Raw genomic sequence first — 15,965 nt, forward strand, 5'->3', positions numbered from 1 at the left:
GTGTCAGATCCGCGCTTCGGGGCCGCGCGACAGGGCGGCGACGCCGGTGCGCGCAAGCTCGGTCAGGCCCAGCGGGCGCATCAGCTCGGCGAAGGCGTCGATCTTGTCCGGGGTGCCGGTGATCTCGAAGACGAAGCTTTCGAGCGTCGAGTCGACCACGTTGGCGCGGAAGATGTCCGCGAGCCGCAGCGCCTCGACCCGCGCGTCGCCCTCGCCGCGCACCTTGAAGAGGGCCAGTTCGCGCTCGACCGTCGGGCCTTCGACGGTGAGGTCGTGGACCTCGTGCACGGGGATGATGCGGCCCAGCTGCGCCTTGATCTGCTCGATCACCTGCGGCGTGCCGGAGGTGACGAGGGTGATGCGCGACATGTGCCCGGTGTGGTCGATCTCGGCCACGGTGAGACTTTCGATGTTGTAGCCGCGTCCCGAAAAGAGACCGATCACGCGGGCCAGAACGCCGGGCTCGTTCTCGACGATCACCGCCAGCGTGTGGCGCTCCTCCACGTCGGAGAAGGTGGAGCGCAGGTTGTAGGCGGAGTGGCTGGTCGAGCCTTCCTTGATGTTCAGCATCGGGTCGTCCTTTCTTCGGGCCGGGGGTCGAGACATGTCGAAATGTCCTGCGGATCTCTGCTGTGCGATCCGGTCACACCAGCACCGCGCCGCCGGCCTCGATCGCGTGGGCGGTCGAGACCTCGCCCATCAGCATCTCGTTATGCGCCTTGCCGCTCGGGATCATCGGGAAGCAGTTCTCGTGCTTTTCCACGAGGCAGTCGAAGATCACCGGGCCGTCGTAATCCAGCATCTCCATGATCGCGTCGTCGAGCTGTGCGGGGTCCGAGCAGCGGATGCCCTTGGCGCCGAAGGCTTCGGCCAGCTTGACGAAATCGGGCAGGGCCTCGGACCAGCTCTGCGAATAGCGCTCGCCATGCAGCAGCTCCTGCCACTGGCGCACCATGCCCAGACGCTCGTTGTTGAGGATGAACTGCTTGACCGGCAGGCGGTACTGCGCCGCGGTGCCCATCTCCTGCATGTTCATCAGCCAAGACGCCTCACCCGCGACGTTGATCACGAGGCTGCCCGGATGCGCCATCTGCACGCCGATCGAGGCGGGAAAGCCGTAGCCCATGGTGCCCAAGCCCCCGGAGGTCATCCAGCGGTTCGGGGCCTCGAAGCCGAGATACTGCGCCGCCCACATCTGGTGCTGGCCCACCTCGGTGGTGATGTAGCGGTCGCGATCCTTGGTCAGCGCCTCGAGCCGCTGCAGTGCGTATTGCGGCTTGATGACCGTCTCCGAGTTGCGGAACGACAGGCAGTCCTTGGCCCGCCATTCGCCGATCTGCGCCTGCCATTGCGACAGCGCCTCGCGGTCGGTCTTGCGGCCCCGCGCCGACCACGCCTCCATCAGGTCGCCCAGGACGCTCGCCACATCGCCGATGATCGGGATGTCGGTGCGGATCACCTTGTTGAGCGAGGAGGGGTCGATGTCGATATGGGCGCGGATCGAGTTCGGGGAGAAGGCGTCGATGCGGCCGGTGATCCGGTCGTCGAAGCGCGCGCCGATGCAGATCATCAGGTCGCAGCCATGCATCGCCATGTTGGCTTCATAAAGGCCGTGCATCCCGAGCATGCCGAGCCACTGCTCGCCGGAGGCGGGGTAGGCGCCGAGGCCCATCAGCGTCGAGGTGATCGGAAAGCCGGTCGCCGCGACCAGATCGCGCAGCAGCTTCGAGGCCTCGGGGCCGGAGTTGATGACGCCGCCGCCGGTGTAGAACACCGGGCGCTTGGCGGTCTCCATCGCCTGCGCCAGCGCCGCGATCGCCGCCGCATCGCCCTTCACGGGCGGGTTGTAGCGGGTCGAGCGGGTTTCCTTGCCGCCATAGGCACCGGTGGCGAACTGCACGTCCTTGGGGATGTCGACGAGCACCGGGCCGGGGCGGCCTGCGGTGGCGACGTGGAACGCCTCGTGCAGGGTCTGTCCGAGCGCGTCGGTCTCCTTCACCAGCCAGTTGTGCTTGGTGCAGGGGCGGGTGATGCCGACGGTGTCGGCCTCTTGGAACGCGTCCGAGCCGATCATGAAGGTCGGGACCTGACCCGACAGCACGACGATCGGGATCGAGTCGAGCAGCGCGTCGGTCAGGCCGGTGACGGCGTTGGTGGCGCCGGGGCCGGAGGTGACGATGGCGACGCCGGGCTTGCCGGTGGAGCGGGCATAGCCTTCGGCGGCGTGGATCGCGCCCTGTTCGTGGCGCACCAGCACGTGGCGGATGTCGTTTTGCTGGAACAGCTCGTCATAGATCGGCAGCACCGCGCCGCCGGGATAGCCGAACACCGTGTCGACGCCCTGATCCCTGAGCGCCTGCACGACCATCTTCGCGCCCGTCATCTGCCCGCCGGTCGGCGGCGTTTGCGTCTGCCCTGTCATCGTGCCGTATCCTGTCTGTCTGTCTATCTGTCGCGCCGCGCGCACAAAAAAGCCCCCGGTGATCCGGGGGCGCATGGTCGACCGTCATGGTCCTTGCCGTTACCGGCCCACGCGCCCCACTCCACCGTTTACAAGAAGGAGATCCATCTTCCCCGGTCCTTTGCATTCCGCCCGCGCAGATATGCACGGGCGGGCGGGGGCGTCAACCGCATTCGGCGGAGAAAATGTCGCACCTTTGTCGTTCCGGGTAACTTTATTATCACCAACGGGGCGCGGCGCGGTCGATACGCAAAGCCTAGCTGGCGGGCGGACCGCCGGCCTCGGCCTTGGCGTCGTCCATCAAAGGGTCGTTCTTGGCGTCCTCGGGCTGCGGATCATGCTTGGCCTGACGCTCCATCTCGCTGTCGAACTCGGCCCCCATGAGCACGATGAAGGCCGAAAGCCACAGCCACATCAGCAGCACGATCACGCCGCCCAGCGCGCCGAAGGTCTCGTTGTAGCCGCCGAAGGTGCGCACGTAGTACGCAAAGCCGAGCGAGCCCACGAGCCACAAGAGGCAGGCCAGACCGGCGCCCGGCGTGATCCAGCGCCACTTACGCTCGGCCCGGTCGGGGCCATAGCGGTAGAGGATGGCGAGGCCCAGCGCCACGAGGATGAGGAGCACGGGCCAGCGCACGAGGTTGATCAGCATCTCGGTCGAGTTGCCAAGCGGAAGCACGCCGAGCACCAGCGGCAGTCCGGCGGCGACGGCGACGATCAGCAAAAAGCCCGCGATCATGCCCAGCGTCAGCGCGAGCACCTGCAGGTAATAGGAGACGAGGCCGCGGCTTTCCTCGGCCTCGAAGGCGACGTTGAGCCCTTCGACCAGCGATTGCACGCCCTTGGAGGCCGAGTAGATCGCGACGAGGACGCCGAAGATCGCGGCAAGGCCGAGCCCGCCCTCCTCGGAGCCCGCGACCTCCTTGGCCTGACCCAGCACGATGTCGGCGGCATCCTGCGGCAGGAAGGCCGAGAGCGATTGCAGTTGATCGACCACCGCCGAAGGGTCGAAGAACAGCCCCGCGATGGCCATGGCCGCGACGATGCCCGGAAAGATCGCCAGCAGCCCGTAGAAGGCCACGCCCGCCGCGATCAGGCTGACATGATCGTCGCCGATCTCGGAATAGACGCGTTTGAGCGTGGCGAACCAGCCGGGCTTGTTGATGTCGCCGGGATGGGCGTTTGAGGGTTTCGCATGCGCCATCGGGGGCCTCCGCTGATGTCCTTGGACACGTCAACGTGAAAACGCGGCCCTCGTTCCCCCGGAACCCCGTCGATCGGCAGCTGTGACAAAACTCTTACAAAACCGTCGCGTCGCATTCACGCGGGCGGTCTAGCAGGGCCGCGAAGGGGGCCGGGACGCCCCGAGGAAAGGGACAAGCCATGAAGCGTTTCAACATCAACAAGATCAGCTGGGACGAACTCGACGAGCTGCGCCGCCCGACCCCCGAGACCACCGATTTCGACCGCGTGGTCGAGGCCGCCGTGTCGCGTCGTGGCTTTTTGTCGGGTCTCGTGGCTTTCGGCTCGGGTGCCGCCGTGATGGGCTCGGGCATGCTCAAGGGCTCCACCGCGCTGGCCCAGGACGCCTCGCGCTTCGCCTTCACCCCGATAGCCGCGCAGACCGATTTCAGCGTCCACGTCCCCGAAGGCTATGAGTGGAAGACCGTGGCGAGTTGGGGCGATCCGCTGTTCTCCGACGCGCCCGCCTTCGACCCGCAGACCGGCACCACGGTCGAGGGGCAGGCCCGCGCCTTCGGCGAGAACACCGACGGCATGGAGCTGTTTTCGATCGACGGCCGCGAGGTGATCGCGGTGAACCACGAATACGCCAATCTCGACATCAACCTGCCGCAGAACGACGAGGGCGCGCCGGTTTCCGAGGCCGATGTGCGCAAGATTCAAGACGCGCAGGGCGTGGCCGTGTTCGAGGTGGCCGAAGGCGAGAATGGCTGGGAGATCGTGGTCGACAGCCCCTATAACCGCCGCATCACCCACAACACGCCGATGCGCCTTACCGGGCCCGCCGCCGGTCACGACCTGCTGAAGACCGAGGCCGATCCCTCGGGCACCGAGGCTCTGGGCACCTTCAACAATTGCGGCGCCGGTCGCACGCCGTGGGGCACCTACCTGACCTGCGAAGAGAACTTCAACGGCTACTTCGGCTCGACCGATGCCGCGCTCAAACGCCCCGAGGGCTTCGACCGCTACGGGATCGAGCTGGAATCGGGCTATGATTACGAGAAGTTCGACCCGCGCTTCGATATCTCGAAAACCCCGAACGAGCCGAACCGCGCGGGCTACGTGGTCGAGATCGACCCCTCCGACGCGTCCTCGACCCCGGTGAAGCGCACCGCGCTGGGCCGCTTCAAGCACGAGAACGCCGAAGTCACCCTCGCCGCCGACAACCGCGTCGTGGTCTATCTGGGCGATGATGAGCGTGGCGAGTTCCTCTACCGCTATGTCTCGGACGACGCCTATGTCGAGGGCGGCGACACCTCGGGTCTGCTCGATGCGGGTCAGCTCTATGTGGCGAAGTTCAACGAGGACGGCAGCGGCGAATGGCTGGCGCTGACGCCCGAGGCCACCGGCATGGACCGCGCGATGATCCACATCCACACCCGTCAGGCCGCCTCGGCGGTGGGGGCCACCACCATGGACCGCCCCGAATGGGTCGCGGTGAACCCGCTCCGGGTCGAAGCCTACTGCGCGCTCACCAACAACAAGAACCGCGCGGTGAAGGCCAATGCGGGCGGCGACGAGACCCCGGCCACCGGCCCGAACCCGCGCCCCGAGAACAATTACGGCCAGATCGTGCGCTGGCGGCCGGAAGGCGAGGATCACGCCGCCGAAGGCTTCGCTTGGGATCTCTATGTGATGGCGGGCAACCCGGAGGTGCAGGACGGCGCCTATGCGGGCTCGGACAACGTCACGCCGGGCAACATGTTCAACTCGCCCGACGGGATGAAATTCGACAGCCAGGGCATGCTCTGGATCCAGACCGACGGCGATGACAGCAACGAGGGCGACTTTGCCGGCATGGGCAACAACCAGATGCTGGTGGGCGACCCCGAGACCGGCGAGATCGCGCGCTTCATGACCGGGCCGGGCGGCTCGGAGGTCACCGGCGCGACCTTCTCGTCGGACAAGAAGACCATGTTCGTGGGCATCCAGCACCCGATGAACTTCCCCGATCCGGAGGCGCTGCCGCGCTCCTCGATCGTCGCGATCCGCCGCACCGACGGCGCCGTGATCGGCTGATCGATCCGCCGATCGGCCTGAAGGGGCGGCCCGGAGCGATCCGGGCCGCCCTTTTGGCGCGCGGTCTCGCCATGCCGGACGCGCGGCCTAACTGGCGTGGAAAGGGAGCCCGCGATGATTGACCTGTGGTACAAGAACGCCGTGATCTACTGTCTCGACGTCGAGACCTTCATGGATGCCAATGGCGATGGCGTCGGCGATTTCAGGGGGCTGACCGACCGGCTCGATCATATCGAGGGGTTGGGCGCCACGGCGGTCTGGCTCAACCCGTTTTATCCGACGCCGAACCGCGACAACGGCTATGACATCACCGATTTCTACGGCATCGATCCGCGATCGGGCAATGCGGGCGACTTCGTGAGCTTTGCGCGCGCTGCCGCCGATCGCGGGCTCAAGGTGATCGTCGATCTGGTGGTGAACCACTGCTCGATCGATCACCCTTGGTTCCAATCGGCCCGATCCGACCCCGACAGCCCCTATCGCGACTGGTTCGTCTGGTCGAAGGACAAGCCCGAGGACATCACCGAGGGCATCATCTTTCCCGGCGTGCAGGAGGCAGTCTGGACCTGGGACGAGCAGGCGGGCGCGTGGTACATGCACCGCTTCTATGCGCATCAGGCCGATTTCAACATCGCCAATCCGGCGGTGCGCGAGGAGATCCTCAAGATCATGGGCTACTGGCTCGAACTGGGGGTCTGGGGGTTCCGGATCGACGCGGTGCCGTTCCTGATCGAGTACAAGGGCCTCGACGAGGAGCCCGACCGCGACCCGCTGCTGCTGCTGTCGGAGATGCGCGATTTCCTGTCATGGCGGCGCGCAGGGGCCATCATGCTGGCCGAGGCCAACATCCCGCGCGAGAAGGCGCCCGACTATTTCGGCGGTCGCGAGTTCGGCGCCGACGAACGGATGCACCTGATCCTCGACTTCCCGCTGAACCAAGCGCTGTTTCTCGCGCTGGCCCGGTCGCAGGCGGCGCCGATCGCCCAAGCGCTGGCCTCGCGGCCCGACGACGCGCCCGATCAGGCGCAATGGGCGACCTTCCTGCGCAACCATGACGAGCTGTCGCTCGACAAGCTGTCGGATGACGAGCGAGGGGAGGTGTTCGACGCCTTCGGCCCCGACAAGGACATGCAGCTTTACGACCGGGGGCTGCGCCGCCGTCTCGCGCCGATGCTGGGCGACACCGACCGGGTGGCGCTGGCGCAGTCGCTTTTGTTCGCGCTGCCCGGCACGCCGGTGATGTGGTATGGCGACGAGATCGGGCAAGGCGAGGATCTGTCGCTTTCGGAGCGCAATGCCGTGCGCACGCCGATGCAATGGGCCGACGAGCCGCAGGGGGGATTCACGCGCGGCAAGGCGGAGCCGGTGCGCCCGGTGGTCGAGGACGGTCCGCTCGGGTTTCACGAAACCAGCGTCGCGGCGCAGCGCGGCCGCCCGGACAGCCTGCTCACCCGCGTGCAGCAGCTTGTCCGCTGCCGCCGCGCCTGTCCCGAGATCGGCTGGGGCGAGACACAGGTGATCGAGGGCCTGCCCGAGGCGGTGCTGGGGCTGGTGTCGTCATGGCGCGGCGCGCGGGTGCTGACGCTGCACAACCTGTCGGATGACGAGGTGACCTGCGCGCCCGATGTCGAGGGGGCGAGCCATCTGGTGGCGCTTCTCGGCGGGCCCGATCAGGCGACGGCCAAGCCTCTCGCGCCGGGCGACGAGATCGTGTTGCCGGGCTATGGCTACCGCTGGTTCCGGATCGACGGGGAGCGGGCCTGACGCCTCGCAGTCAACCGGTGCTGACGGGGCGCGTATCGGGCAGGCTGATGCGCGCCACCTGCTCGGAGATCGGCGCGACTGAGAGCGGATGCGTCTCGGCGGCGTAATCGTCGCGGTCGCCCATCGGCTGCCAGCGGCCGGCACGATAGAGCTCCAGCGCCGCGAAGCGCGCCTTGTAATCCATCTTGGGGCTGCCGGGGACCCAGTAGCCCAAGTAGACGTAAGGCAGGCCCATCTCCTGGGCGATGCGCACATGGTCGAGGATCACGTGGGTGCCGAGCGAGCGGCGGTCCTCGGCCGGGTCGAAGAAGGAATAGACCATCGACAGCCCGTCATCGAGGATGTCGGTCAGGCAGACCGCGCGCAGGCCGTGGCGCGCGTCATGCGTCTCGTTCGGGTCGGTGTATTCGACGAGGCGCGAGCGCACCGGCGTCTCCTCGACCATGGCGGCGAATTCGAACATGTCCATGTCGGCCATGCCGCCCGCCGCGTGGCGGCTGTCGAGGTAGTCGCGAAACAGCGCGTACTGCTCCTCGGTCGCCCAAGGCGAGGTGGCGCGCCGCGCGAGGTCGCGGTTGCGTTTCAGCACGCGGCTCTGGCTGCGCGAGGGGGCAAAGCGGTTCACGTCGATCCGGGCCGAGAGGCAGGCGGTGCATTCGGCGCAGGAAGGGCGGTAGAGCACGTTCTGGCTGCGCCGGAATCCCTGCTTGGAAAGCGAGTCGTTGAGCCGCTCGGCCTGATCGCCCTGCAGGGCGGTGAATAATTTCCGTTCCATCCTGTCCGCGAGATACGGGCAGGGCTGGGGGGCCGTCACATAGAATTGCGGCGCGAAGGGCAGTGTATGGCGCATGGCTGTCCACTCGGGCTCGTGATCCGAGGAAAGCTAGCGCTCGACCGGGCGGCTGCCAAGACCCCTGCGAAAGGTCGTGGCGTAGCAACCGCCCGGACCGAGACCCTCAGCGGCGGCGGCGCAGCGCCGTGGTGGCGAGGACGCTGTCGGTCAGGCCCTGCCCGTGCGGGGTCAGCAGCATCATCGCCATGGAGACGAGTTGCAGCGGAAACATCATCATCGAAACCGCGTAGCCGGCGGTGTGCAGGAAGGCCTGCGTGGTGTCGAGCGGTCGGTCGTCGCCGTCGCGCAGCTCGATCGCCATGAGGCGCATGCCCCACGTGGCCGAGCCCGAGGCGATGGTGGCGACGCGGTAGAAGAACCCAACCACCATCATCATCACCGGAAAGAAGAACAGCCCCACGAAGGCGGTCAGCGGCACCAGAAGCGCGCAGATCACCGCGATCACGGTGACATCGACGAGCCACGCGACGGCGCGCTTGAACGCGACCCCCTCATAGCAGGCGGGGCTGGTCTCGGGGTCTGGCAGGCCGCGCAGGCGGGCGGCGAATGTCGGAGCGGCGGTCATGTCGCGATCCTCTCATGCAGGGCGGGTGGGGCGCAAGCGTGACGGCCCCCGCCGGGGGCCGCGCAGGTGATGCGTGCGGTGTCGGACGGGATCAGGCCGCGTCCTTGTCGCCATTGGCGCCATCGCTGCCGTTGTCGTCGTCCGTGGCGCCGGTCGCGCGGGCCTTGGCGGCGCGGTCATCCATGAACTGGTCGAACTCGGCCTTGTCCTTGGCCTCGCGCAGCCGCTCGAGGAAGCTCTCGAAGGCGCGCTGTTCGTCTTCGAGCCGACGCAGGGTCTCGGTCTTGTAGGCGTCGAAGGCGGTGTTGCCCGAGGAGCGCATCGTCGCGAAGGGCGAGACGCGGGCGGATCGGTTGCGGCAGGATTTGCTGAACATGCGTTTGCTCCAGATCATGTAGGCGAGAATGGCGAGGCCGAGCGGCCAGACGAAGATGAAGCCTAGCACCATCGCGGCGATCCAGGCCGGGCGGCCGCGCGCGTCGAGCCATGCTTCGGCGCGGCCGAACCACTCCTTGATCCCCGACCGCTCGAAACGGTGGGACAGGGACATATCGGTCGTGGACATCGAGGAACTCCTTCGCGGAAGGGGCCCGTCTGTCGGGCCGGTGGGTTATGTGAATGCCTTTCACATTACAGCAGATGGGAAAGCCGGGGCGCGGCTTCAAGGGGTCATGTGAACGGGTTTAACATTTTTCCGGCCAAAGCCCGTCCGGCGGCGATTGACGCTCCTCGCGCGCCGCGCCACGGTTCGGTCATGACCGATATCGCCTCGCGCCTGCGCCGCACCCCGCGCCCCCTCGATGCCGACAAGGCCGCCGAAGCCCGCGACTTCTGCGGCTGGGCCGATCCCGCGACCGCCGAACTGATCGGCGGCACCGCCGGGTGCAGCCCCTATCTCGCCGGTCTCATCGGCCGCGAGCGCGATTGGCTCGAAGGGGCCTGCGCCGATCCCGAAGCGGCCGTCGCGGCCGAGCTTGCGGATCTCAGGGGCCACGACATCGCGGCGCTCGGCCCGCGGCTGCGGCAGGCCAAGCGGCGCGTGGCGCTGATCGCGGCGCTGGCCGATCTGGGCGGGGCCTGGCCGCTCGAGGAGGTGACGGGCAGCCTCACCCGGCTTGCCGACGCCGCGCTGCAGGCCGGGCTCGAGACGCTGATCGCACCCGAGATCGCGCGTGGCAAGCTGCCGGGCATGGGCGAGGCCGACATCGAGAGCGGCGCGGGCATGGTGCTCTTCGCGATGGGCAAGATGGGCGCGTTCGAGCTGAACTATTCGTCCGATATCGACCTCATCTGTCTCTATGACGAAAGCCGCTACGAGGGCATCGACCAGCACGAGGCGCGCGCCGTTCTCGTGCGGGTCACCCGCAAGCTCGCCGGGCTGATCGGCGACATCACCGGCGAGGGCTATGTGTTTCGCACCGATCTGCGGCTGCGCCCCGACGCCGCCGTCACGCCGGTCTGCCTGTCGATGGCCGCGGCCGAGCAGTATTACGAGAGCGTCGGGCGCACATGGGAGCGCGCGGCCTGGATCAAGGCGCGGCCCTGCGCGGGCGATCTCGCCGCCGGGGCGGGCTTTGTCGAGACGCTGCGCCCCTTCGTCTGGCGCCGGCATCTCGATTTCCACGCGATCCGCGACGCGCATGACATGCGGCTCAAGATCCGCGATCACAAGGGGCTTGGCGGCGCGCTGAGCCTGCCGGGCCACGACATGAAGCTCGGCCGTGGCGGCATCCGCGAGATCGAGTTCTTCACCCAGACCCGTCAGCTCATCTCCGGCGGTCGCGACGCGAGCCTGCGGGTGCGCGGCACCGTCGAGGGGCTCGACCGGCTGGCGCAGGCGGGCTGGATCGAGACGGATGTGGCCGGGGAGCTGACCCGTCATTACCGCGCGCATCGCGAGGTCGAGCACCGGGTGCAGATGATCGGCGACCAGCAGACGCATATGCTGCCCTCGTCGGAGGAAGGCTTCGTGCGGCTCGCGGCCTTCATGGATCGCGATCTCGATGATCTGAAGTCCGATCTGACCGAGCGGCTGGAGCAGGTCCACGCGCTCACCGAGGATTTCTTCGCCCCCGGACATGCCGCGACCGACGCCCCCGATTTCGGCCGGGAGGTGACGGCGCGCTGGCCCGGCTATCCGGCGCTGCGCTCGGACCGGGCGGTCGAGATCTTCGACAGGCTGCGCCCCGAAATCCTCAAGACCCTGTCCGAGGCCGCGCGCCCCGAAGAGGCGCTGGCGCAGTTCGACGCGTTTCTCGCGGGGCTTCCGGCGGGGGTTCAGCTGTTCTCGCTGTTCGAGGCCAACCCGCAGCTCACCCGGCTTCTGGTGGATATCTGCGCCATCGCGCCGGGTCTCGCGCAGTACCTGTCGCGCAATTCGGGCGTGCTCGACGCGGTGATCGGCGGCGGCTTCTTCGCCGACTGGCCCGGCGTCGAGGCGCTGCGCTCGGACCTCTCCGACCGTCTGGCGCGCCAGCCCGACCACGAGGCGCGGCTCGGGGCGGCGCGGGTCTGGGCCAAGGAAATCCATTTCAGGATCGGCGTGCATCACCTGCGCGGGCTGATCGACGCCGGGAAGGCGGGTCAGGAATACGCCGAGCTGGCCGAGGCCGTGGTCGCGGCGCTGGTGCCGGTGGTGATCGACGACATGGCGCGCCGCCACGGCCCGCCCCCCGGTCGCGGGCTGTCGGTGCTGGCGATGGGCTCGCTCGGCGCGGGACGGCTGAGCTCCTCCTCGGATCTCGACCTCATCGTGATCTACGACGCGGACGGGGTCGAGGCCTCGGACGGGCGTCGCCCCTTGCCCGCGCGCACATGGTACGCGCGCTTTACCCAAGGGCTGATCACCGCGCTCACGGCACCGATGCCCGACGGGCGGCTCTACGAGGTCGACATGCGGCTGCGCCCCTCGGGGCGGCAGGGGCCGGTGGCGACCGCGCTGCCCGCCTTTCGCGCCTATCAGCAGGACGAGGCGTGGACATGGGAGCATCTCGCGCTCACCCGGGCGCGGGCGATCGCCGGTGAGCCCGGTCTGGGCGAGGAGATCGAGGCGTTCCGGCGCGCGTTGATCGCGCAGAAGGCGGCGGGCGACACGGTGCCCGCCGATCTCGCGGCGATGCGCGCGCGATTGTCCGAGGCGCGGCCCGCCTCGGGCGGCTGGAACCTGCGCGACGGGCCGGGGCGGTTGCAGGATGTCGAACTGTTCGCCCAGAGCCTCGCGCTGCGCGCGGGATCGCCTACCCGCGAGGTGCCCGCGCAGATCGCGGGCGGGCAGGCGGCGGGGCTGATCGACGAGGAGGGCGCAGCGGTGCTGAGCGAGACGGCGGACCTGATGCGCCGGGTGCAATGCGTGGCGCGGCTCCTGACGGGGGGCGGGCCGCTGCCCGAGACGCCGGCCGAGGGCGGCGCGCGGCTCCTGCTGCGCGAGGGCGGTTGCGAGACCCTCGACGATCTGCGGCGGGCCCTTGACGCGGCGGCGGCACGGGCAGAGGGGGTGATCGCGAAGGCCCTGCGGGGCGTGGAGCCGGGAGAGGCGCGATGAGCGACGAGATCGACCCCAAGGGTCTGGTGCGAGAGGCCTATAGGATCGACGGCATCAGCCTCGGCGAATGCCGCTCGATCTTTCTCGACTGGGCGCTGTCGCTGCCCGACGGCACCCAGAGCGCCAAGGCGATCCGGCGGCTTCTGGAGCGGCACGCCACGATGCCCGAGGGGCATCCGATGACGCAGGTGCTGACCGAGGGTCTGAAGACGGGCATGGCGGCGCGGCGGCGCGGCGGGCGCGCGGGGCGCGTGGCGGGCTGAGACCCGCCACGCGCGGGCGGCCTCAGCGCGTGAGACGCGCGGCTTCGGCGGCGAGGCGGGTGATCCCGTCCCAATCGCCCGACTTGACCATCGCGCCCGGCGCGACCCAGCTGCCGCCCACGCACAGCGTGTTGGGCAGCGCGAGGTAGTCGGGCGCGTTCTGAAGGCTGACGCCGCCGGTGGGGCAGAACTTCACCTGCGGGATCGGCGCGCCGATCGCCTTGAGCGCGGGCACGCCGCCATTGACCTCGGCCGGAAAGAACTTCTGCACGGTATAGCCGCGCTCATACAGGCGCAGCACCTCGGAGGTGGTCGCCGCGGCGGGCAGCAGCGGCAGGTCGTTGGCCTCGCACGCGTCGAGGATGCGGTCGGTGGCGCCGGGGCAGACGCCGAAGGTGGCGCCCGCCTCCTTGGCGGCCTCGACATCCTTGGGGGTGAGCAGCGTGCCGGCGCCGACGACGCCGCCCTCGACGCGCGCCATCTCGCGGATGACGTCGAGCGCCGAGGGGGTGCGCAGCGTCACTTCGAGCGCGGGCAGCCCGCCCTTGACCAGCGCGCGCGCGAGATCCGCGGCATGGGCCGCATCCTCGACCACCAGCACCGGAATGACGGGGGCGAGGGCGCAGACCTTGGCGGTCAGTTCGGAGGCGTGTTCGGGGGTCATGTTGAGATCCTGTCGACTTTGAGAAGAAAACGTAACGGATCAGTCGCCGTTAACGTGTGGTTAAGACTTCTGGCCCAACCTGAGGGGGCTGGAGGAGGAAGGCAATGGCGCATGGCGGTTCAAGGGTCCTTGCCTGTGCCATCGGTCTTGCCGGATGCGGCGGCGGCGGGCAGGAGGCGGCCTTGCCGCCGACGTATTTCGACCGCGCGGCCTTCGGGGTACTCACCGCGCGCCCTGCCTCCAGCAGCGTGCCGCAAAGCGGCAGCGCCAGCTACGAAGGTGGCTTTGTCGCCGATATCCGGCAGGCGGACGTGACGCCCACCGGGCGGATCGAGGGCGGGCTGACGCTCGGTCTCGACTTTGCCCCCGGCAGCACGACGCAGCCCGTCGAGGGGCGGCTTCACGACATCACCGGGGAGTTCCTGGGCGCGGCGGTCGCCATCGACGCGCTGCCGCTGGTGCCTGGCAATGGCCGCTTGGTCCTGACGCAGGATGGCGGCCGACGTGGCGGCGCCGTCGAGGCGGGCTTCGGCGCGGAGCTGCCGCTCGCGGGCGAGACCCGTCGCCTCGACATCGCCATCGACAGCCCGCTGCGCGGCGCCGGGGGCCGGGCGCTGGCCGGGCCGGTGACGGGCACGATCCTCACCGCGCCCTTCACCGATCAGCCGCATGTCCTGGCGGGGCAGTTCCACGCGACCGCCGAGTGATCAGACGACCACGGCCGCGCCGTAGGCCCCGCCGCCGACATTCTGGCGGAACACCTCGAACAGTTCGCGGCCCACGCCGTTGCCGTTGCCCGACAGATCGGCGGGAGCAGGCTCGCGGCCCTCCAAGCTGGTCAGCACCTCGAGCGTGCCCGCGGTCGCGTCGAGCCGCACCAGATCGCCGTCCTGCACCAGCGCGATGGTGCCGCCATCGGCGGCCTCGGGCGTGACGTGGATCGCCGCCGGCACCTTGCCCGAGGCGCCCGACATGCGGCCATCGGTGACCAGCGCGACCTTGAGGCCCCGGTCCTGCAGCACCGCGAGCGTCGGCGTCAGGTTGTGCAGCTCGGGCATGCCGTTCGATTTCGGCCCCTGGTAGCGGACGATGACGATGGTGTCGTCCTTGAACTCGTCGTTGCGGAACGCGGTCTTGACCGATTCCTGATCGTGGAACACCCGCGCCTTGGCCTCGATCACGTGGCGCTCGGGCGCTACGGCCGAAGTCTTGATCACGGCACGGCCGATATTGCCCGAAAGCTGGCGCAGACCGCCGGTCTTCTGGAACGGGTCCGAGGCCGGGCGCAGGATCTTGTCGTTGAGCGTCTCGCGCGTGCCGGGCGCATAGGTGACGCGGCCCTCGGCCAGCTTCGGCTCCTGGGTATAAAGCTCGAGACCTTCGCCCGCGACGGTGCGGGTGTCGGGATGCAGCAGCCCGGCGTTCAGAAGCTCGCCGATCATGTAGCCGAGGCCGCCGGCGGCGTGGAAGTGGTTCACGTCGGCCAGACCGTTGGGATAGACCTTGGCCATCAGCGGCGTGACCGCCGACAGCTCCGCGAAATCCTCGAGGTCGAGGATCACCCCCGCCGCGCGCGCCATGGCGGGCAGGTGCAGCACAAGGTTGGTCGAGCCGCCCGTCGCCATCAGGCCGACCATGCCGTTCACGAAGGCGCGCTCGTCGAGCACGTCGGAGGTGGGGGTGAATTCGTTGCCGAGAGCTGTGATCTGTGCGGCGCGTTCGGTGCCGGCCACCGTGAGTGCATCGCGCAGCGGCGTGTTCGGGTTGACGAAGCTCGCCCCCGGCAGATGCAAACCCATGAACTCCATCAGCATCTGGTTGGAGTTGGCGGTGCCGTAGAAGGTGCAGGTGCCCGGCCCGTGATAGGAGGCCATCTCGGCGGCCATCAGCGCGTCGCGGCCGACCTCGCCGCTGGCGAATTGCTGGCGCACGCGGGCCTTTTCGTCATTGGGCAGGCCGGAGGTCATCGGGCCCGCGGGCAGGAACACCGCCGGGATATAGCCGAAGGTCGCGGCGGCCATCACGAGGCCCGGCACGATCTTGTCGCAGACGCCCAGATAGACCGAGGCGTCGAACACGTTGTGCGACAGGCCAACGGCGGCCGAGAGCGCGATCACGTCGCGCGAGAACAGCGACAGCTCCATTCCGGTCTGGCCTTGGGTGACGCCGTCGCACATCGCCGGAACCCCTCCCGCGACCTGCGCCGTGGCGCCCGCGGCGCGCGCCGCCTCGCGGATCAGCGCGGGATAGGTCTCGAACGGCTGATGCGCCGAGAGCATATCGTTATAGGCGGTGATGATGCCGATATTGGGGGCGCGGCCGGTGGCGAGCGCGTCCTTGTCTTCGCCGGTCGCGGCATAGGCATGGGCCTGGTTGCCGCAGGTCAGATGCGCGCGGCGCGGGCCTTCGGCGGCGGCGGCGTTCATGCGGTCGAGATAAATCCGACGCGGGCCCTCGCTGCGGGCGCGGATGCGGTCGGTGACGGCTTCGAGCGTGCGGTTGAGGGCCATCTGGCAGCTCCTGTCGAAAGATCGGGGTCGGCCCGGCGTTACCATGGATCGTTAGCGCTAACAACCACCACGCCGGGGGCGGG

13 protein-coding genes are annotated in these 15,965 nt (G+C 68.7%); 5 read left to right on the forward strand and 8 right to left on the reverse strand.

Going from position 1 to position 15,965, the window contains the following annotated elements; all coding sequences use genetic code 11:
• Positions 1–3 precede the first annotated feature (3 nt).
• The 3 genes from ilvN to ACJASC_RS07665 form a co-directional block, all read right to left on the reverse strand.
• A complete protein-coding gene (gene ilvN, locus ACJASC_RS07655) occupies positions 4–570 on the reverse strand; it encodes an acetolactate synthase small subunit (protein WP_021695016.1) in 567 nt (188 codons plus the stop codon).
• A gap of 73 nt (positions 571–643) precedes the next feature.
• Positions 644–2,422 (reverse strand): acetolactate synthase 3 large subunit, encoded by a 1,779-nt coding sequence (locus tag ACJASC_RS07660; RefSeq protein WP_415144913.1) that lies wholly within the window; start codon positions 2,420–2,422, stop codon positions 644–646.
• A 295-nt stretch (positions 2,423–2,717) separates the two neighbouring features.
• Positions 2,718–3,665 carry a YihY/virulence factor BrkB family protein gene (locus tag ACJASC_RS07665; protein ID WP_021695014.1) on the reverse strand — a complete coding sequence of 316 codons (948 nt, stop codon included), beginning with the start codon at positions 3,663–3,665 and terminating at the stop codon, positions 2,718–2,720.
• Between the two features lie 179 nt (positions 3,666–3,844).
• Between ACJASC_RS07665 and ACJASC_RS07670 the strand changes: the two genes are divergently transcribed.
• Positions 3,845–5,722, forward strand: a complete 1,878-nt coding sequence (locus ACJASC_RS07670) for a PhoX family protein (protein WP_415144916.1) — start codon at positions 3,845–3,847, stop codon at positions 5,720–5,722.
• A 114-nt stretch (positions 5,723–5,836) separates the two neighbouring features.
• On the forward strand, positions 5,837–7,486 hold the full coding sequence (locus ACJASC_RS07675; RefSeq protein ID WP_415144918.1) for an alpha-amylase family protein: 1,650 nt from the start codon (positions 5,837–5,839) through the stop codon (positions 7,484–7,486).
• Positions 7,487–7,496: 10 nt separating this feature from the next.
• On the opposite strand, the gene ACJASC_RS07680 is transcribed toward ACJASC_RS07675, so the two are convergent.
• From ACJASC_RS07680 to ACJASC_RS07690, 3 genes are all read right to left on the reverse strand, one after another.
• Positions 7,497–8,336, reverse strand: coding sequence for an arginyltransferase (locus tag ACJASC_RS07680; RefSeq protein ID WP_415144920.1), 840 nt, complete (start codon positions 8,334–8,336; stop codon positions 7,497–7,499).
• Between the two features lie 106 nt (positions 8,337–8,442).
• Positions 8,443–8,904 (reverse strand): RDD family protein, encoded by a 462-nt coding sequence (locus ACJASC_RS07685; protein WP_415144922.1) that lies wholly within the window; start codon positions 8,902–8,904, stop codon positions 8,443–8,445.
• A gap of 91 nt (positions 8,905–8,995) precedes the next feature.
• Positions 8,996–9,469 (reverse strand): DUF2852 domain-containing protein, encoded by a 474-nt coding sequence (locus ACJASC_RS07690; RefSeq protein ID WP_021695009.1) that lies wholly within the window; start codon positions 9,467–9,469, stop codon positions 8,996–8,998.
• 189 nt (positions 9,470–9,658) lie between these two features.
• Between ACJASC_RS07690 and ACJASC_RS07695 the strand changes: the two genes are divergently transcribed.
• Both ACJASC_RS07695 and ACJASC_RS07700 read left to right on the forward strand, forming a co-directional pair.
• Positions 9,659–12,445, forward strand: coding sequence for a [protein-PII] uridylyltransferase family protein (locus ACJASC_RS07695; protein WP_415144924.1), 2,787 nt, complete (start codon positions 9,659–9,661; stop codon positions 12,443–12,445).
• A complete protein-coding gene (locus ACJASC_RS07700) occupies positions 12,442–12,708 on the forward strand; it encodes a hypothetical protein (RefSeq protein ID WP_415144926.1) in 267 nt (88 codons plus the stop codon). Before ACJASC_RS07695 ends, ACJASC_RS07700 begins: the two co-directional genes overlap by 4 nt.
• 22 nt (positions 12,709–12,730) lie before the next feature.
• On the opposite strand, the gene eda is transcribed toward ACJASC_RS07700, so the two are convergent.
• Complete coding sequence (gene eda / locus ACJASC_RS07705) at positions 12,731–13,372, reverse strand: bifunctional 4-hydroxy-2-oxoglutarate aldolase/2-dehydro-3-deoxy-phosphogluconate aldolase (protein ID WP_415144928.1); 642 nt, start codon at positions 13,370–13,372, stop codon at positions 12,731–12,733.
• A gap of 182 nt (positions 13,373–13,554) precedes the next feature.
• On the opposite strand from eda, the gene ACJASC_RS07710 reads away from it, so the two are divergent.
• Positions 13,555–14,079, forward strand: a complete 525-nt coding sequence (locus ACJASC_RS07710) for a hypothetical protein (protein ID WP_415144930.1) — start codon at positions 13,555–13,557, stop codon at positions 14,077–14,079.
• Here the strand turns inward: ACJASC_RS07710 and edd are convergent, their stop codons facing one another.
• Positions 14,080–15,882 carry a phosphogluconate dehydratase gene (edd, locus tag ACJASC_RS07715; protein ID WP_021695005.1) on the reverse strand — a complete coding sequence of 601 codons (1,803 nt, stop codon included), beginning with the start codon at positions 15,880–15,882 and terminating at the stop codon, positions 14,080–14,082.
• Positions 15,883–15,965 lie beyond the last annotated feature (83 nt).

This window comes from Limimaricola cinnabarinus (assembly GCF_047631075.1).
GTDB lineage: Bacteria > Pseudomonadota > Alphaproteobacteria > Rhodobacterales > Rhodobacteraceae > Limimaricola > Limimaricola cinnabarinus.